Source organism: Pedobacter sp. HDW13 (assembly GCF_011303555.1).
GTDB lineage: Bacteria > Bacteroidota > Bacteroidia > Sphingobacteriales > Sphingobacteriaceae > Pedobacter.
Genome location: NZ_CP049868.1, coordinates 754,401 through 773,623 on the forward strand (window position 1 = coordinate 754,401; position 19,223 = coordinate 773,623).

Genomic DNA, 19,223 nt, shown 5'->3' on the forward strand with positions numbered 1-19,223 from the left:
TCATGAATTAAGGTTATTTCCCGATAACAAAGGCATCTTTTGTTTTTTCCAGCCACTGCAGCAAAACTGACTGCAGCTTTGTTACAACGGGTAAACCCGGCTGGTAGATGTTATTAAGTTCGAAAGGATCTACTTTTAAATCGTAAAGCTCATATACGCCTTTGCCCTTTTTCTTCACAAAAGCCAGCTTATAGTCTTTGGTACGAATGCCCCTGAAACCGGTGTTGATGTTTACATTACTGCTGCCAATGGCTCCTAAAATGTACTGTTCGGCTGGTTTTTCACCTTTACCATTCAGGTAATACTGGGCGTAACTCTTACCATCTACATCTTTTGGTGTTTTATTTTTTAATCCCATCAAATCTAAAAGGGTTGGATAAATATCAGGCACACTGCCTAAAAAGGTATCATCTTTACGGGGCTGGATATGACCTTTCCAGTTTACAATGAAAGGAATCCGCAGCGACTCTTCAAAGATGTTGTTTTTGGATTCTTCGTCATGTTTACCTAAACAGTTACCATGATCGGCCATAATGACCACAATGGTATTCTCCTCCAAGTGCTCATCTTTTAAGCCTTGTAAAATACGGCCAATCTGCTCATCTACGCCAGTAATATTGGCATAATAATAACGCACATCTTTACGGTACTGATCGCCAAATGCCGTACCTGCTGCCGGGATATTGGGATCTTTTACCAAATCGGTCAAAGGAACATCTTTGTACAGGTTATAGTATTTTTCGGGTACGGTGCGGTAATTAGAGTGTGGCGGGTTCATGGAAACCACCAATGAGAAAGGCGCACCATTTTTACGGATTTTTCCGCTTTCGTTTCTAAAGTAAGCCAATGCTTTATCGGCTTCGTGCTCTGGTCCCCATTGGTTTACGTACTTAAAATCATCGCGTTTATCGCCCGTATCCCAGTACATGGGTTTGTTGTGTTCATCGTAAGTACCATAAGCATACCAATAATCGAAACCATGCCTGCGCTCTGGTGCAGTCCACTCGTTCCAGGCTACTTTACCTGTGTTGTTTGAAGTAGGAATGTAAGGTGGGTAAGGCGAATCGAGGTGCCATTTACCGATGTAACCGTTCGAATAGCCGTTCTGTTTCAATACATCCGACCAGCATACGGCATCTTTTTGAAGCTCGATGCCGAAAGGGGCCGAACTGGAGTTTACATTGCTGTAAACATGGTTTTTGAGTGGGTATTGTCCGGTCATGAGCATGGCCCTGGCTGGCGAACAAACGGGGTAATTACTCACCATCTGGCTCAGCACCAAACTCTCTTTGGCATACTGATCTAAATAGGGCGTCATTACCGGCTCGCGGCCTTCGAAACCCAGTGCCTGCCCTCTCCACTGATCGGCCATGATAATTAACAAATTTGGGCTAGTTTTAGCTTTCGTACCCTTTTGTGCCATGGCCGGGAACGCAACTAACAGGGATAGAAAAAACAGAATATACGGAGGATATTTTTTATTGCTCATTCGTCTTGGGTTTTTATCAGTTTTCATTATGGGCAGCTGCGCCGGGTATGTGCTTATTTCTTTCTGTTGCTCTTCTTATTTTTCAGCCAGAATATCCTGTGCCTTAATTTTCTTTTTCTCTTCGGCTATCCACTGGGGTAATTTACCTAATCTTAATTCCAATTGGGCTTCAAATAACGATTCGGGTTGTACGGCCTTGCCCAGGCTTTCCAATACCTGTACCTGATCTTTATTGAAGGTGGTTTCGGCACCATGATAACCCACAATAATGGGCGGCACTATTTTCCACCAGATTGATTTGGCTGGCCAGAATTCGAAATTCTTTCTGGCAGCACCTAACTGCTTGTAGTTCCACAGCACCAGATTACGGCCGTGGTTGGGCATATTAAATATGGCCCCTCCCGCCCTTCCGTCAGACAGGCCTCCTGTTACCTCATCAAGCAGGGTACATCGGGGTTGCGAGGAATGCGATTCGAAACAGGTATTTTCGGGGTACCTCGAACGCCAGATTACGGTAGCTGTAGTGCTGCCGCCACCTACGCCCACAGCATGGTGCATACCGGTTAAATCGGTAATATTAGCCAATAAAATACCAGTCGAACCACCAGCGGCATCTACAGAGTTATGCCCCATGTTGCCGTCAAAAACCAAATCAATAGCTGTACAGGCTGCTGATGCGCCGATGGTTAAACCGTTACTTACATTGCGGAACGAGCAGTTTCTAACCCACGAGTTTACCGATTTGTTTAAACTCAGGATACTCCATCCGCTATCATCCTGTGCTGAGCGGTGGTGCACAAATTTCTTTAGCCAGTTGCCTTCGAAAGCAATATTTTCGACCCCTACCTCGCTTAAATGGGCAAAGCCAGAAACGGTCCAGTGGTGTTTGGCCTGCACATCATAATGAATGGGTTCTACCAGTATAAGCTTGTTGCCCTCTACTTTAGCCACCTGATGGCGTTCATTAACCTGCACCCCTTTTTTAATCAGCGAAGCCCAGCTGGTATCGGGTTTTATGCCTTTTAAATCGTAATCAATTAGTTCGGGGCTGTTATTGGTTACCTCGAGGATAATCCAGTCGCCGGCCTTAATTTTAGAAGCATTACTTACCTCAATGATGTGGCTTTCGCGCGGGGCGTTGGCTGTTACATCAGCCAGTTTTTTATTGGCACCCTTTGCACCAATGTTTATGGCCATCGGTACCGACCACATTTGCTTTGGATTGGCGGGAGGCAAATCTTTATCAAAAAACAAAACAGTGCCCCCTTCTCCGTTACCCGCGCCCCTGAGTACAATTTTCGACCCCGAAATGCGGATCACCTGCTGGTCGTCGTTAGCGGTATTAAACAGGTACCTGCCCCTAGGGAAATAAATAATCCCTTCTCCGTTTTTTTCTGCCGCAGCAATCGCGCTTATAAATGCTTTTTTATCCGAAAGGTTATCGTTTGGAATAGCACCAAAGCTGGTTACATCGAAAACCTTATAGTTTACCGTGGGGATGGCTTCTTCGCTGTAGCGGTAGCCGGCATAAGAGAAATCGGGCAAAACAGGTGTGACACCTGTACTTTTTGCAGTTTTAAAATCTTGCCATATCGCGCTTTCCTGAGCCTGGAGCGATAAACTGCTGATGGTGATTAAACCAAAAATGATTCTTTTTAAAGCCATACATGGATTGTTATAGTTCGCTAAAATCTGCCGGACTAAAACCGGCAGATTTCATTTGATGTGCAGCTTGTTACCAGCCCGGGTTATTTTCTGTTATTAATTTGTTCGACGACATTTCTAAAGAAGGAATGGGGAACAATAAATTTCTTGCCGTAACATTTTTGCCGCCTAAACCACCATATTGCTGGTTACCCGAAGTTAGTGCGCCAGTGGTAGGTGCAGCACCCATTTCGGCGCCAACCGAATTCATGGTGCTTACAAATTTATTCCAGCGGATTAAATCCATACGGCGTAAACCTTCAAAACACAACTCGCGCATGCGCTCGTCTTCTATAGCTTGCTGAAAGGTAGCTTTGTTAAGTCCGGTCAAATCTGCCACAACACTTGCTGCCGCAACCGGCAACCCGTAACCTCTTCGGCGTACCTGGTTAATGGCATTGTAAGCGTCGGCTGTTGGACCATTTACCTGATTTTCAGCTTCAGCAAACATCAACAGGATATCGGCATACCGCAGCACCGGGAAGTTAATTCCGGTCTGGTTTTTATCTTTAGGTGTAAGCAGTTCGTACTCCCTTCTCCATTTGGCCATATCCCTGCCGTATTGAACGGTTTTGGCAATAGCCGTTTTGGTAGCGGTATTGGTGGTATTGTTAACGGTCCAGGTATAGGTTGTGAGTACCCAATCGCGGCGTAAATCTTTTCCGGTTGCATCGTATTTATTGTATAAACGCGCTGTTCCTTTTATAAAACCATAGCAATAACCCGGATAGGAATACAAGGGCGAATTGGCTGCCGATGGTGTCATGGTAATTCCCACCTGGCTCCCCAAAGGGCCCAGATCTAAGTAACCATCGGCACGGTTACCTTTAAATTCAATTTCCCACATGCTCTCTTTGGTGTTGTAAATCTCTTGCGCAGCATTGATGAATATCTGGCGGTAGGCATTATTGGAATTGGCCGGTACTGATGGTAAAGTTTCGTTGAAACCATTAAAGGTAGCATCGGTACTAAAAGTTGTATTTAAGGCATGTTCGCCCGAGCTGATTACTTTTTTAGTCCAGGCCAGTGCCTCGGCATATTTACCTGTATCGTTTAAAGGGTAGCCTGCCATTTGTAAACAAACCCTGGCTAAAATGCCTTGTACTACCGTTTTTGAAACGCGGCTGGGGTAGCCAATTGCGGTAGAGGTTGCCACTTTTGTTTCGGCTGTGGTCATATCTTTCAATATCTGGGCATAAACATCAGCCGTTTTGGTGCGGGCTAACTGCACATCGTTAGGGCTTGTGGTTGGCACTAACCTTAAAGGCACATCGCCAAAACGGGTAACCAGCATAAAGTAGTAGTAACCTCTTAAAAATAAAGCCTCGCCCAATATAATCTGCCGCTTGCCTTCATCCATTTGCGGTACATCAATGTGTGCAATTAAATCGTTGGCACGGTTAACTCCGGTATAAAGGTCGGTCCATAAATTGGTTACGTTGGTATTGGAAGGATCGAAATTAAATACCTGTATGCCGGTTACTGTACCCGAACGGGCATAATAGCCCTCATCGGTACAAGCTTCGAAACCATTTGGCAAATTGCCGTACACATTACCCGAACCCAGCGGATCGTACACCCCTGCCAATGCCTGGGTTAAGCCTGTTTCATCGGTATAATATTGTTCAAGAGCAATTTTATCGGTTGGCTGGGTATCTAAGAATTTCTTACAAGAGCTGCTGGCAATGGCCACCAAAACTAATAATACATATATCTTTTTCATCTTGAAATAATTTATTTGATTAAAATGTAAGGTTTGTACCAAAAACTATAGTACGGGCACGCGGATAGGCAGAGAAATCAAATCCTGGTGTTAAAACCGAACGGTAGGTATTTACCTCAGGGTCTCCTCCCGAATATTTGGTCCAAGTGGCCAGGTTTTGTGCCGATACAAAGAATCTTAGCGATTTAAGGTAAATTTTCTTAATCACCTTCGGATCGAGATTATAGCCCAGCGATACTGTTTTTAGCCTCAGGTAAGAACCATCTTCTACATAGTTTGATGAATATCCGCCTCCAAAAAAGCCCCTGGTACGGAACATCTCCGATTCGGCATTTTGTGGTGTCCATCGGTTTTCATAGCTCGCATATTGATTAAAATTACCCAGGCCATTTGTATTTCCTTCGAACAGCATTTTATTGGCATTTAAAAGATCGTTACCGTACGACCATTGGAAGAAAACATTTAAATCAAAACCCTTATAGGTAAAATTATTAGAAAAACCACCGGTGTGGGCTGGTAAACCATTTCCTATTTTAACGTAATCCTGGGCATTTACCACACCATCGCCATTTTGGTCTTTATATTTAATATCGCCCGGCTGAATGGTTGCCCTGGTATTTCCGTTGGTAGCAACCTCTGGTTTTAAGGTATAAACGGTAACACCGCTGCCATTAACGGAGGTATTAAAATCGGCATATTTATAAGTACCCAACCACTCGTAACCATACATAGAACCTAAAGGCTGGCCTACTTCGGCCACATAAGCGCTTACGTTACGCCAGGCGGCATCCCAGTTAATGGTACTCTCGAGGGTGTTTTGCCCTTCAGCTAGCGAAATTAGTTTATTGCGGTTAAAGGCAATATTGGCATTGGTAGTCCAGGTAAAATTTTTAGTAACAATGTTTTGAGTAGTTAAGGTTAACTCCAAACCCCTGTTTTCTACACTACCAATGTTTTTTAATGCGGTACCAAAGCCTGCCGATGGTGGCAATTGGGTGTTTAACAATAAATCTTTGGTTACTTTTCTATATACATCGGCACTGAAGGTAATTCTTTGCTTAAAAAAGCCTAAATCAATACCGGCATCTACCTGTTCGGTAGTTTCCCATTTCAAATCGGAGTTACCCAGTTTGGTTGGGATTACACCCGGTACGTATTCGTTGTTGAAAGTGTAGGTATTTACAATCGGATTGAAATAATTGGTCAGGTAATCGAAATCGCCTACGCGGTTGTTACCGGTTTGTCCGTAACTCACACGCAATTTACCTTCTGATAGTATTTTAGATTTTTTGAGGAAATTTTCCTGATCAAACCGCCAGGCAATAGCTGCCGAAGGGAAGTAACCCCAATGGTTTTGGCTTGGAAATTTAGAAGATCCATCGGCCCGGTAAGAGGCAGTAAATAAGTATTTAGAATCGTAGTTGTAATTAATACGGCCTAAAAAAGAAGCCATGGTCCAGTCGGATGCAGAAGGATCGACCCTTTGTTGTACGCCCTGATCAAAACCATCAAACATCAGGTCTTCGTTAGGCAATTGGGTTACTGAGCGGCCATTGCTCCAAGTGTGTCTTTTTTGAAGTGTAAATCCTCCTAACAGGTTTAACTTCGACTTTTTGCTTATTTTTTTATCCCAGGTAAGCGTGTTTTCGTTTAACCAGTTACTGTAATTGTTATTGCTGATTCTTCCATTTACGCCGTTTACTCCTCCCGGGCGACCTGCAGAGGTTTTGGTGTTGTTGAATACATCATTTTCGGATTTATTTTCGATAATACCGAAAGATGATCTCAGTTTTAAATCTTTAAGAATTGCATATTCGGCATAACCATTGGCGGTAATGTTGTGTGTAGTGGTTACATTGTACGAATTCTGCAAGCTGATAACCGGATTGATACGATAATCGTTCGCGGCGTTCATATCCGGATCCTGGAAAGAATCTTCGAGATCAAACACTTCGGAAGGAACTGGCCTCATGCCCAGAATAGAAGTCATTACGTTGGTAGTAGCACCATTTTCGCCCCTGGTGGGGTCGATTCCTTTTTGTTTAAGGAAGCTGTAATTGGCGTTGATACCTACTTTTAACTTATCGGTAATGGCATAATCGATCACCGCACGGCCGGTGTATCTCTGATAATTTGAATTTAATAAAATACCGTTTTGGTTAACTGTTGAAGTAGAAACTGCGTATTTCAGTTTTTTGGTTCCGCCTCTTACGGCAAAATCGTTGTTATTGTACACAGCTGTGCGCGAAACCAAATCCTGCCAGTCAATCGGGCTAACACCATTGTAATAATCAACGGTTTTTCCATCGGTAAGATAAATTTGCGTAGGTGTAGCTGGTGTTCCGGTTAAAGCAGGCGTAAGTTCTAGCTGGTATTTTACATACTCGTAAGGACTCATCATTTCCATTTTTTTGGCCATGCGCTGCACGCCCAATGTACTCGAGAAACTAAATACCGGTTTACCCTGTTTACCTTTTTTGGTTGTAATTACCACTACCCCATTGGCGCCACGGGCACCGTAAATAGCGGTTGCCGATGCATCCTTTAAAATGTCTATCGATTCGATATCGGCCGGATTAACCACATTGTTATTGGGATCTTCGATCAGGAAACCATCTACCACATACAAAGGGCTGTTGGCCTGCGTAACCGAGTTATTACCACGGATCACAATATCAACACCTGAACCCGGGCGGCCATCGGCCGAGGTTACCTGCACCCCGGCTACACGACCTGCTAAAGCCTCATCGAAAGAACGTACCGGTGCTTTGTTTAACTCGGCCATTTTAACCGAGCTTACCGAACCTGTAAGGTCTTTTTTGGCTACCGTACCATAGCCCACTACCACCACCTGATCCAGGTCGTTGTTTTGTTCGGCTAAGGTTACATTTATCGTTTTTTGTTGATTTACAGTTACCTCTTTGGCGTGGTAACCTACGTATCTGAATACCAAAACCGCTGTCTGATCGGTAGGTACACTAATGCTGTATTCGCCCTGTGCCCTGGTGGTAACGCCACCTTTGGTTGTACCTTTAATACTTATACTAACACCGGCTAAGGTTTCGCCGGTTTTTTGATCGGTAACAGTTCCGGTTATTATCTTACTCTGCTGGGCAGAACTCGAAAAGACGGTCAGTAGGAAGACTGAAAATAGCAGAATTCTTCTCATAACACTAATTCAATAAAAGTTTATAGTTGGTTGTTTGGTATCAAATTTACCCCCAGTTGTAAATTTAGGGGGTATTTTTTTCCTTTTAAAGGTGAAATTTATCCTTTTCTCACCTGCGCTTAAAAGTTTTACTAATATAATTTTAGTCCGGCATTTAGCTTCTTGTACCTGAGTAATGCCTCCATAAAATAGTAATCGGCATATACCAAAGGTACATCGATCTGGCTGTTGTGCGGAATCGATCCTATATTGTGTTTCAGAATAAAATCGGCATTGGTACCTGTTGCCGCAAAGTATGCTGGTGTGGCTAGCGAATGAAGCATTTTTACGGCTGCATCTTTATACTTTTTGGCAGTTTTACCTGTAGTATAGGTACTCAGTTCTAACAAGGCCGATGCGGTAACCGCTGCTGCCGAAGCATCGCGGTATTTTACGTTAATGTTATTGGCATTGGAGTTTACACCAGGCTTATAGCCGATCTGATTGGCATTAAAGTCCCAGTAAGGAACGAAATCGGTAGGCAGATTTTTACTGTCGATAAAATAGTTGGCTAAACCCTGGGCCATTTTTAAAAAGCGAACATCTTTGGTTTCGCGGTAGGTCATGGTATAACCATATATAGACCAGGCCTGGCCACGTGCCCATGTTGAGTTATCTGAATAGCCCTGTGCAGTTTCGCGTGCCAGCACCTTCCCTGTTTTATCATCATAGCAAACTACGTGGTAAGAACTGTAATCGGGTCTGAACTGGTTTTTCATTGTAGTAAGTGCATGTGTAATGGCAATGTGCCTGAAACTGGTATCGCCCGATATTTTTGAGGCAGCAAACAGCAACTCCAGGTTAATCATGTTATCGATAATTACGGGAAAATTATAGCTCTCTTTGCCATGCCACGATTTAAATACATTCCACGATTTAATGCAACCTGTAACGGGGTTAAAGCGGGTGCTTAATGCTTTGGCCGAATTAATTAAAACCTGCTTATAGTTTTCGTTTTGGGTAAGCCTGTAAGCATTGCCGTAGCTGCAGTACATCATAAAACCCAAATCGTGATGCTCGGTAAAGTTTTGCAGGGGCGCTAACTTTTCTGTCCACTGGATGGCCTGTGCTTTTAGTGCGGCATCTTTATTGGCCTCGTAAGCATACCAGAGGTTGCCCGGGAAAAAGCCGGTAGTCCACTCGTACAGGCCACCACTGCGCAGCTTCCCTTCTTTATCGGTTGTTTGCGGAAAAGCTGTAGCCGTAAGGCTTTTGCTGCCCAACATTTCTTTTACCTGTTTTTGGCACAGGGCCAGGTTATGCGTAATAAACTTTTCTTCGGTTTGGGCTTTGGTTGTACTCGTTATAGTGGTTAACGAAGCAAAAGTAAAAGCGGCGATCAGTAAATTTCTCTTTATCATTTTTAATTTGGTTAGTGCATGCCTGTTTCCAGGTGTATCCGGTTCTTTTCGTTCTGTAAAAGGTGGTGTAAATGTTGTAAGCCTCCATGTGGCACTGTTTACCCGGCCTTTTGTCTTATTCGAAATTGCTGTAGTTCTGCCAGTTGAAGGGTAATTTTTTTCCTTAAAAAGGGTAAATATTTCCTTTTCATTCCTAAATTTGATTATTGCTAATGCAAATCGCTTCATCCCGGTTAGATATTAGGAACGATTGCCAGTAATAATAGCGCTACCCAATAGCATTTAAACCAAATAACAAGCAGAACTTAACGACAAAAATTTGAAGGCTCTTCGATTTTCATTGGTATTGATATGGCTTTACTGCATTTTTTTTAATGCCACTAAAAGCCACGCCCAAAGTAGCCAACTAATTTTCAACCATTTAAACATCAGCAATGGCTTGTCTAACAACTCGGTGTTATCTATCAATCAGGATACTACAGGCTATATCTGGCTGGGTACAAAATACGGTTTAAACCGCTTTGACGGTCGCACATTCAGGATTTTCAAAAACGACCCGCAAAATACTGGTTCAATCTCTTCAAACGATTTTATTAAATGCCTAGAAATAAGGAACGACCAGCGCATGTGGGTAATAAACAGTGGTTTAGACCTATACAACCCCGTTAACGAATCTTTCGAGCATATTATGCCAATTGGCTCAGGGATTACCAAAATTGTAGAGGATAAACAAAAGCAACTTTGGATAGCCTCCTTAACCGGATTAAAATTTATTGCGGCAAACAGTAAAAAAATTATTCCCATTCAGCTGGGTAAAGGCAGTAACGAGGTTAGCGAAATTTTTGAAGATAGGGATCAGCATATCTGGGTAGGTACTTCGGTTGGCTTATACGAACTTTTTTTCAGCAACAAAAAGCTAAAGGTCCTGTTGCATCAGGAGGCTGCGTTTGATGTATTTTATGGCAACCAGATTAAAGCCATTGCACAGGATAAAAACGGCAATTTGTGGTTTGGCACCAAAACCAATGGCATACAAATCCTGAATATGGCTACCAAAAAGATTAGCCACTTTGCCAAAAACGGTGCCGATAAAAGAAACCTGGTTAACAATAACATCCGGAAAATCATTTCGGTTAAAAATGGCAAGATGTGGATTGGCACACAGGATGGCCTCTCTATCGGCGATCCGGATTCGTTTACTTTTCAGCATTACCAGCACGATGTTACCGATGCAAACAGTTTAAGCCAAAACTCCATTCATGATATTTTTCAGGATAAAGACGGCTCGGTTTGGATAGGTACTTTTTTTGGTGGCGTAAACGTGGTGTATGCGGTTAATACCCCTTTTAAAAGCTATCAGAATAACCTCTCGCCCAATAGCATCAGCAGCAGTATAGTAAGCGCTATAGTCGAAGATAAACAGCATAACCTGTGGGTAGGTACCGAAGCTGGTGGTTTAAATTATTTTAACAGGCAGAGCAATCAATTTATCAGCTATAAGAATTCGCCAGCCGATACAAACAGCCTTAGCTCCAATCTGGTTAAATCGATAGCGATTGATCAGTATCAGCATGTACTAATCGGCACATCAGTTGGAGGCTTAAGTTATTTTGATCCTCAAACCGGAAAATTTACAGTGTACAAGCGCAAGGGGATTGGAAATAACAGCAACAATATCGCATCCGACAATGTGAACTGCCTGCTGGTGAGCCGCGGGCAGCAGGTACTGGTTGGTACCGACGAAGGGTTAAACCTTTTTGATCCTTTAACCAAACATTTTCAGCTGTTAAATTTAGCCGGTAGCAACAGCAGATTTAATAAAAAAATTACTGCACTCTTTCAGGATCGCCAGAACAAGATCTGGATTGGTACACCAGCCGGCTTATACAGCCTCTCGCCTAACCTGACCATACAGCCTGAAAATTACAAAGGTGAACCAGACCATGCATTTAAGTTGAATATTAACTGCATTCAGCAGGATAGTGAAGGAAATATCTGGCTGGGTACTTACCACAAAGGTTTAGCCCTGCTCAATCAGCGCAATAAAACCTTCGAGCTGTTTAACTATAAAAACAACCTGCCCAGCGATAACATTTTAAGCTTGGTTGAAGACAATCAAAACAATTTATGGATTGGTACCGATAATGGTTTGGTAAAATACGATCGCAAAGCCCGCTTTTTCAGGAGTTTTAACATGCTGGATGGCTTGCCCGACAATCAGTTTAACACCAGCTCTTTTTACAAAGCTGCCAACGGAGCATTGTTTTTCGGCACCTTTAACGGCCTTGTTACCTTCGATCCGCAGAAAATAGAAAAAAACAATACTGCCCCTCAAGTGGTGCTTTCGAACTTAAAGCTTTTTAATAACCCGGTTAAAATTAATGATGAAACCAGGCTGCTTACCGAAGATATTAACTTGAGTAAAAACATCACTTTTAACCACCTGCAGAACAATTTTACCTTAGAGTTTTCGGCACTAAACTTTATAAAACCGAGTAAAAACAAATATGCCTATAAGCTGGAAGGTTTTGAAAGCAACTGGAACAATGTCGAAGTACCCACTGCCACCTACACCAATTTATCAGCAGGAACTTATACCTTTCTGGTTAAGGCAACCAATAACGATGGCATTTGGAGCAGGGAAATCAAATCGGTTACCATTACCGTTTTACCGCCAATATGGAAAACCATCTGGGCTTATTTGCTTTATGCCATAGCCATTTACTTTATTGTGGCCTACATCATTAAATTTTTCAAGGCGAAGGCTAAGCTAAAGCAAGAGCTTTATCTGGAACATATTGAAGCGGAACACCAGAAGAAAAATTACCAGATGAAGCTGGATTTCTTTACCAACATATCGCATGAAATACGAACACCACTTACGCTTATTTTAGGGCCACTGGAGAAGCTTGAAGAGATTACCACCAATAATACCGTTGTACACCAATACGCTTTAACCATTAAGAACAATACCGAGCGGTTGTACCGCCTGGTAAACGAGCTGCTCGACTTTAGAAAAGCCGATTCTGAAAATCTGCGCTTGTACTTTGCCGAAACTGATATTGTGGCTTTTTTACGCGGCGTGTTTGAAAATTTTGCGCACCTTGCTGAAGCCAAAAACATAACTTATACTTTTAAAACAACTGATGAAGCCATACCCGTTTATTTTGATAAAAACCAAATGGAAAAGGTATTCTTCAATTTATTATCAAATGCCTTTAAATTTACACCTGCCGATGGCGAAATTAGCTTGGTGATTGAACAAAACTGCCTTGAGCAAGTTTCTGTTACGGTTAACGACAATGGGAAAGGCATTGCACTTTATAACATCGACGATATTTTCAAGAATTTTTATCAGGAAGACCAAAGTATGGGTACCGGTATTGGCCTGGCACTATCTAAAAAACTGGTAGAACTACACCAGGGAGAGGTCATGGTAAACAGCAGGTTAGCTACAGCAAATGAACGGGGTTTCACTGCTTTTAAAGTATTGTTACAACTGGGCAATAGCCATTTAACAGGGGCTTATACCGGCGAAGCAGCCGTATCTGAAGCCTACCAACTGCAACACGAGCCCGATTATGCTACCGAAAGCCCGCTTACCGAAACAACAGCCGCCGCTAACAATAATAAGCCCTCTGTTCTGATTGTAGAAGATAATAAGGAGTTGAGAGATTTCATTAAGCAATCGTTAGCCAATGATTATGATGTACAGGTGAGTGAGAACGGTTTGCAGGGCTGGGAAATTGCAAGCACTACCCTACCTGATCTGATTATCAGCGACATTATGATGCCGGTTATGGACGGGCTAACCTTTTGCAAAAAAATCAAAACCGATGTCCGCACCTCACACATCCCGGTAATTCTGCTCACGGCAAAATCGGCACAGGTACATGAAATACAAGGTTTAGAACACGGCGCTGATGTGTATATTACCAAACCTTTCAGCAACAAAATTCTTCAGCTTAATATCCATAACATGCTGGCTTTAAAAACGGCCATGCAAAAGAAATACAGCGATCAGCTGCAACTGCCTCCAATTATCCAGCAGCCAAATGCTTCGGCTGATGAAAAGCTGTTATCGAAACTACAGCTTGTTATTGAAGAGAATTTAGCCAATGCCGATTTCGATATTGTAGCCTTAACTTTAGAAATAGGGATGAGTAAATCGGTACTTTATAAAAAATTTAGTGCGCTTACTAATCTTTCGTTAAATGAGTTTATTAAAACCCAGCGTTTAAAACATGCCGTTACGCTACTCCAGCAGGGAGAAACATCTATTCTTTCGGTAGCTGTGCAGGTAGGCTTTAACGATGTAAAGTACTTTAGCCGCGAGTTTAAAAAGGTTTACGGCATTACACCAAGCCACTACATTAAAAATTAAAGCATAAAAAAAGCAGATTAAGTGTTTGATAGCTACACTCAATCTGCTTTTAATAATTTGGCTGTTAAGCCCGAATGTTATTTAACCACTTTAATCTGGCCTTTCATAACCATATAATGGCCCGGGTAGGTACAAATAAACGGATATACGCCAGGTGTTTTAGGCACCGTAAAATAAATGGTATCTGCTTTACCGGGCTGCAGTAAAATCGTATGTGCCAGCACCTTTGGGCTACCGGGAACAAAATCGTACTTTTCGCCATCGAGCCCCATTTTTAAAGCCATTTCGCCTACCGCATTACCCGAGCCTGGTGTGGTAAGCACAAAGTTGTGCAGCATATCGTCGGCATTGGCAAAGGTTAACTTCACTTTTGTGCCCGCCTTTAAAGTAATATTGGTTATATCGAATTTCAGGCCTGGTTTGGTTCCCAGTAAAATAGTTTTGTCTGGTCCATTGGCCCAACTTTCGGGCTGCCTGATTACATGCTTACTGGCATCGGTATTGCCTTTAACAGCACCGCCGCTTGCAGGCATATTGCCCATTTGGTGATGCTCCATTCCTGCCATACTATGCTCCCCCTCCATCTTACCTGTGGGTTTATTTTCGGCAGTTAAGGCTATCTTTTCTCCATCCGGAATCCTGTTTAAGGTATAATACCCATAATTGTGCAGCAAAGGTGTATTGCCATTTTCGGCACGCAATCCTTCCATTCTGATTTCGTGGATATAACCCTCTTTTAAACTATCAAGTACCAAACGCACACGTTTTCGGTCGGAAGAAACAACAACTGCTTTAATGTTACGGGCCGACTGGTTAATTACCGGACTTCCGTAAATATGGTGGTATTTATAGGTAAAAGTTGATAGTTTATACGCGCCGGCATCGCGGGCTGTTTTTTCGTCAACCGGCAAAGTAAACTCCAGCTCAAAACCATCGGGCTGCGCCTTTACGGTCTGTACCTCGAATGGCATAATGCCCGACCAGGTTAAGCGCTGCAACCCGTACTCGGCTTTTCCGGTTGATGACCAGCCCCTTGAGGTCATGCCCACCAGCATACTGCCATCCGACCCCCAGTTCATTCTGAGTATTCCGGAAGAAAATCCCCGGCGAAATGGAAATACTGCACCTTGATACACGCCTTTAATTTTTTCTAAAAATACCCTGTTAATATTACTCTGCGATTGATCACCTACAAAAAGTTGTCCTTTAAAAGGCCCCATATTGCCATTATCCGAATAATTTAAGATCCCTGATGTAGAATTACCCATAATAGAGTGCGGAATCCATACAGAAGGGCTTTTTAGCCCGGGTACCCTTTTGGCCACTTCAAACTTGGGCTCACCTGTATCCGGAATATCACTTTTGTGCAGCTTTACCGGAGAGCCGGGCTCATCTGCCCATACCAAACCAGCAGGATTGCCAACAAAATCGCCTTCTTCTACATGGGTAATGCTGCCCGAGCCTACCCAGTCGCCCTGGTTCTCAGCGTAAAATATTTCGCCATCGCCATTCAGTGCCAGCGCCGCAGGCGAACGGAAACCTGTTGCAAAAGGTTTTAACTTAAAATCGGGTGTAAATTTAAGCATCCAGCCATGCCATTTAGATAAACTTGCGCCATAACCAATCCAGCCCACATTTAGGGTAACCACCATGTTACCATCTTTATCCAATATAGGGCCATAGGCATATTCATGATAATTGCCCGATAGGGGCCACGAATACATGGTGCTGTATTCGTCGGCTTCGCCATCGCCATCCAAATCGCGCAGGCGTGTAATTTCAGCACGTTGGGTAAGGTAAATATCGCCCTTAATATAATTTAAGCCCAGTATTTCGTGCATGCCATGTGCAAATAACCTGTATTTGGGTTGTTGCCCATCTTTCATGTATGGGTTGGTAATAATCCACACTTCTCCTTTACGGGTGGCCACAGCCAGCTCATCGTTTGGTAAAAAGGTCATTCCACCCACTTCGAGTGCTATTTCTTTTGGAATGGGTATAGTTACAATGGGATAAATCTGGCTTTCTGTTTGTGCTTTTACCCTTACCAAACCAGCACCCAGTAACAAAAGCGGCAATAAGTATGTTAATTTTTTCATGTTTTGATTACCAGATTAGCGAATAGGTTAACGAATCGGTTCCATTGGCCAATAGTACAAGCAGTTCTTTGCCATTTTGGGTCTTTCTGATGAACGCTTTTGTACCATCTGCAACCTTTATGGTATAAGTTTTATCGCCAACACTATAGGTATTGTTTTTATGGGCTTCGATAGTGGGCCCCGCAGCAATACGGCAATAAAGTGGCTGCTTGCTGTTGCTAATGCTAATGGTGCGGCTTAATGCAGTACCGCCATTTTGAACGGCTATTTTATCGGTCACATCGGCACCATTGGCGGCGTATAAAAATGTAGGCATTTTGCTTTTATCTAATGCGTACCCCTTGTTCAGGAGGTCGTCAAAAGCTATAGAATCGGGCCAGACAGCATCTTTATCTGTCAGCACAGCAAGGGCTGGTGCCGCAGAAAGCGGTAAAACCGTACCCAAAGGTTTGGCCAGCTGGGGTTCTCCCCTGTCTTTCCACATTTCTGTTACATCCATAAAATCTCCACGCCATACCTGCAGCAAAGCACCTTGTTTCAAATCGTAAGCATAGTTTACCTTTTCGGGGGTACCTACCGAAATTACGTGGGTACGTTTCTTGCCTTCAAACATCAGGAAACTTCGCAATAAATAGGGTTTGCTTGCGGCATTGATGAGGTAAGGGCTTGCATTTTGAGCCATAGCGTAAGTGGCACAGCAGATAAACAGCGCCAGGCAGCACATCAATCGTTTATAATTCATTTTTTATTTGGTTAAGGCAGCCATAACAATCGGTTGCATAACAAATATATCATAAGCAAATCAGTTTACAAAAACTCTGGCAACACAATTATTAAAAATAAACACAAACAATTAACAATCAATAAATTAAACTATACAATACAGTATGCAAACGATAGCACAAAAAGGAAAGCAGACCCTAAAACCTTTGACATTGCTTACACAATAACCTGCAATAATTAGCTGTTTGTTTTTTAACTTTAAAGCATGAACAAGTTCTCCCTTTCAGAGATATACGTGTACCCGATTAAATCGTTGGGTGGCTTTCGCCTTAAAGAAGCACACTTAGAAGATAAAGGCCTTAAATACGATAGAAGGTGGATGCTTGTTGATGAAGATGGCACTTTTATTACCCAACGAAAACATTTTGAGCTGGCACTTTTACAGGTAAGTATTGCTGATGGAAAACTAACTGTAGCGCATAAACTTACACCAGAACTGCATATTTCTTTTGGGTTGGATGAAGATGCTGGCACCGCCATTCCGGTAAGTATCTGGAACGATGCCTCTACAGGACTGGAGGTAAATGCTGAGGTGAGTGAGTGGTTTTCGGCTTATTTGAAATTTAAGGTAAAGCTGGTAAAAATGCCCTTGGCAGAGAAGCGTTTCGTTGACCGTGACTATGCCTCGAATGACGAGATTGTAAGCTTCGCTGATGGTTATCCCTGCCTGATGATTGGCCAGGCTGCCTTAAACGGACTTAACGAAAAATTACAGGAACCGGTATTGATGGATAGGTTTCGCCCTAACTTTGTGTTTACGGGTGGTGAGCCACATCAGGAAGATCAATTTAAAACTTTTTACATCGGCGATATCCTCTTCTCGGCTGTAAAGCCCTGCGCCCGCTGTGTATTAATTACCATCGACCAGCAAACCGGCGAAAAAGGACAGGAACCTTTGCGCACCTTAGCGGGCTACCGCACTTTGAATAAAAAAATAATGTTCGGCCAGAACCTTATTCCCCAGGCACTGGGTATTATCCGTACCGGAGATGAGATTAGGGTTGTGGATTGGAAGTAAAGAATAGAATAATGGTTCGTGCGGACACGAACCACGGGATTAGGATAAGTAGATTTCTCCACTGCGGTCGAAATGACGGTGACCTATGGAGATCCTCCTTAAGGTTTGTCACGTTGAGCCTGTCGAAACGCCTCGCAATATTTTACGTAGGTCCTTCGACAAGCTCAGGATGACAAATCTAATAGAAAATCGTCATCTCGACTGAAGCGCAGCGAAATGCCTGCCCGTACAGGCGGGGAGAGATCTTTAATCAGCTTTCTCGGCTCGTTGCACTCCGCTCGAAATGACGATTATCTGTAGCGGCACTCCTAATTAAAAACTACTCATAACCATTCTCAAAGGTCACAGTTTGCTTTGGTTTAAGCTTTATCTCAGCAATTCCATCATCACCCATTTTTACACTTCCTGCAGGTACATCTTTAGCTACATAAGTTTTAAAAGGGAGCTTAACCCGTAGCAAACCGCCTTTCTCAGCATAGATTTTTACTTTTGCAGGCACACCATTTTCTTTGGCAGCACTTACCAAAAAGGCACCTTCGGTACGTAAATCTTTAAATGAAACATTAGCCCAGCTTTGCGGCACTGCCGGGAAAACCTGTATATAACCGTTACGGCTTTGCACCAGCAACTCCTGCAGGCCTTGTGCAAAGGCAAAGTTACCTTCGAGCGTGAACGGCCGATAGGTGAAACCTGAATATTGGCCACCTTTCTGATCGCCGTTTAAATGGAAACTGTTTGCAGAACAGAAATTACTGGCAAAGATTTCGAGTTGTTTTACCGCTTTATCTGCCTGGTAAGCCCTGGCGTACAAAGAAGCCATCCAGCTAAAAGAGTAACCGCACCAGGCTCTGGTACCCATTTCTTCAATGCGTTTTAAAGAGTTATCGATTACTGTTTTATCTTTTTCTTTATTGGCATCAAGCAAATCGAGCGGGTAAATGGCCATATATTGCGACATATGGCGGTGCGAGCTGGTTAAATTTGATCCCGGTGCAATGGTAAATCCGGTTTCGTTAATTTCGTATTCAGGCAATTGACTCAAAACAGTTAACCAGTGTTTGCGCTCGGCTTCTTTACCGTTGGCCTGGCTTACTTCGGCGGCGGCCTTAAATAAAAACTTAGCCAGCGATAAATCGAAATTGGTCCATTCTAAAAACCAGGCTTTAATGCTATTATCGTTAAACTCTGGACTGGAGCTTAACGGTAATTTACGCACACCGTCCTTTAACCGGGTAATGTTTTCTAAGAAAGTTGCGGCATCATGAATGTATGGATAGGCTCTTGTTTTCAGAAAAGCATCGTCCATACTGTATTTCCACTGCCAGTAAAAGTGCTGCGAAGCCCAGGCCCCAACGGTTGGCGAAAGCGAATACTGGATCCAGCCGCCCATAGGGTCGCCGTTTAGCGTAACCACCCCCGGCACATTCAAGCCTGCAACACCAAAATACTGTTTA

Annotated in this window: 10 protein-coding genes; 2 read left to right on the forward strand and 8 right to left on the reverse strand. The window is 43.1% G+C overall.

The features are described from left to right. Positions 1–13 precede the first annotated feature (13 nt). From G7074_RS03090 to G7074_RS03110, 5 genes are all read right to left on the reverse strand, one after another. The gene (locus G7074_RS03090; protein WP_166206910.1) at positions 14–1,489 is read right to left on the reverse strand and encodes a sulfatase; all 1,476 of its coding nucleotides are present in this window, start codon (positions 1,487–1,489) and stop codon (positions 14–16) included. A gap of 75 nt (positions 1,490–1,564) precedes the next feature. Continuing rightward, a complete protein-coding gene (locus tag G7074_RS03095) occupies positions 1,565–3,154 on the reverse strand; it encodes a DUF4955 domain-containing protein (protein WP_166206913.1) in 1,590 nt (529 codons plus the stop codon). A gap of 70 nt (positions 3,155–3,224) precedes the next feature. Further along, positions 3,225–4,916, reverse strand: a complete 1,692-nt coding sequence (locus G7074_RS03100; RefSeq protein ID WP_166206916.1) for a RagB/SusD family nutrient uptake outer membrane protein — start codon at positions 4,914–4,916, stop codon at positions 3,225–3,227. 19 nt (positions 4,917–4,935) lie between these two features. After that, positions 4,936–8,085, reverse strand: coding sequence for a TonB-dependent receptor (locus tag G7074_RS03105; protein WP_166206919.1), 3,150 nt, complete (start codon positions 8,083–8,085; stop codon positions 4,936–4,938). 131 nt (positions 8,086–8,216) lie between these two features. Next, positions 8,217–9,713, reverse strand: a complete 1,497-nt coding sequence (locus G7074_RS03110) for a glycoside hydrolase family 88 protein (protein WP_240916458.1) — start codon at positions 9,711–9,713, stop codon at positions 8,217–8,219. Between the two features lie 211 nt (positions 9,714–9,924). On the opposite strand from G7074_RS03110, the gene G7074_RS03115 reads away from it, so the two are divergent. Continuing rightward, the gene (locus G7074_RS03115) at positions 9,925–13,869 is read left to right on the forward strand and encodes a two-component regulator propeller domain-containing protein (RefSeq protein WP_166206922.1); all 3,945 of its coding nucleotides are present in this window, start codon (positions 9,925–9,927) and stop codon (positions 13,867–13,869) included. A 77-nt stretch (positions 13,870–13,946) separates the two neighbouring features. Here G7074_RS03115 and G7074_RS03120 read toward each other — a convergent pair whose 3' ends face one another. Both G7074_RS03120 and G7074_RS03125 read right to left on the reverse strand, forming a co-directional pair. Continuing rightward, positions 13,947–15,968: a plastocyanin/azurin family copper-binding protein gene (locus tag G7074_RS03120; protein ID WP_166206925.1), complete on the reverse strand. Its 2,022-nt coding sequence runs from the start codon at positions 15,966–15,968 to the stop codon at positions 13,947–13,949. Positions 15,969–15,975: 7 nt separating this feature from the next. Continuing rightward, a complete protein-coding gene (locus G7074_RS03125; RefSeq protein WP_166206928.1) occupies positions 15,976–16,710 on the reverse strand; it encodes a hypothetical protein in 735 nt (244 codons plus the stop codon). 246 nt (positions 16,711–16,956) lie between these two features. Between G7074_RS03125 and G7074_RS03130 the strand changes: the two genes are divergently transcribed. Beyond that, on the forward strand, positions 16,957–17,769 hold the full coding sequence (locus G7074_RS03130; RefSeq protein WP_124560194.1) for an MOSC domain-containing protein: 813 nt from the start codon (positions 16,957–16,959) through the stop codon (positions 17,767–17,769). A 319-nt stretch (positions 17,770–18,088) separates the two neighbouring features. Here the strand turns inward: G7074_RS03130 and G7074_RS26980 are convergent, their stop codons facing one another. Then, positions 18,089–19,159 (reverse strand): glycoside hydrolase family 95-like protein, encoded by a 1,071-nt coding sequence (locus G7074_RS26980; RefSeq protein ID WP_240916459.1) that lies wholly within the window; start codon positions 19,157–19,159, stop codon positions 18,089–18,091. Positions 19,160–19,223 lie beyond the last annotated feature (64 nt).

What these genes read in the sequence shown, in the direction of transcription:
- G7074_RS03090 (WP_166206910.1), bottom strand. Translation starts at nt 1,489, where the DNA reads ATGAGCAATAAAAAATATCCTCCGTATATTCTGTTTTTTCTATCCCTG.
- G7074_RS03095 (WP_166206913.1), bottom strand. Translation starts at nt 3,154, where the DNA reads ATGGCTTTAAAAAGAATCATTTTTGGTTTAATCACCATCAGCAGTTTA.
- G7074_RS03100 (WP_166206916.1), bottom strand. Translation starts at nt 4,916, where the DNA reads ATGAAAAAGATATATGTATTATTAGTTTTGGTGGCCATTGCCAGCAGC.
- G7074_RS03105 (WP_166206919.1), bottom strand. Translation starts at nt 8,085, where the DNA reads ATGAGAAGAATTCTGCTATTTTCAGTCTTCCTACTGACCGTCTTTTCG.
- G7074_RS03110 (WP_240916458.1), bottom strand. Translation starts at nt 9,713, where the DNA reads ATGAAGCGATTTGCATTAGCAATAATCAAATTTAGGAATGAAAAGGAA.
- G7074_RS03120 (WP_166206925.1), bottom strand. Translation starts at nt 15,968, where the DNA reads ATGAAAAAATTAACATACTTATTGCCGCTTTTGTTACTGGGTGCTGGT.
- G7074_RS03125 (WP_166206928.1), bottom strand. Translation starts at nt 16,710, where the DNA reads ATGAATTATAAACGATTGATGTGCTGCCTGGCGCTGTTTATCTGCTGT.
- G7074_RS03130 (WP_124560194.1), top strand. Translation starts at nt 16,957, where the DNA reads ATGAACAAGTTCTCCCTTTCAGAGATATACGTGTACCCGATTAAATCG.
- G7074_RS26980 (WP_240916459.1), bottom strand. Translation starts at nt 19,159, where the DNA reads ATGGGCGGCTGGATCCAGTATTCGCTTTCGCCAACCGTTGGGGCCTGG.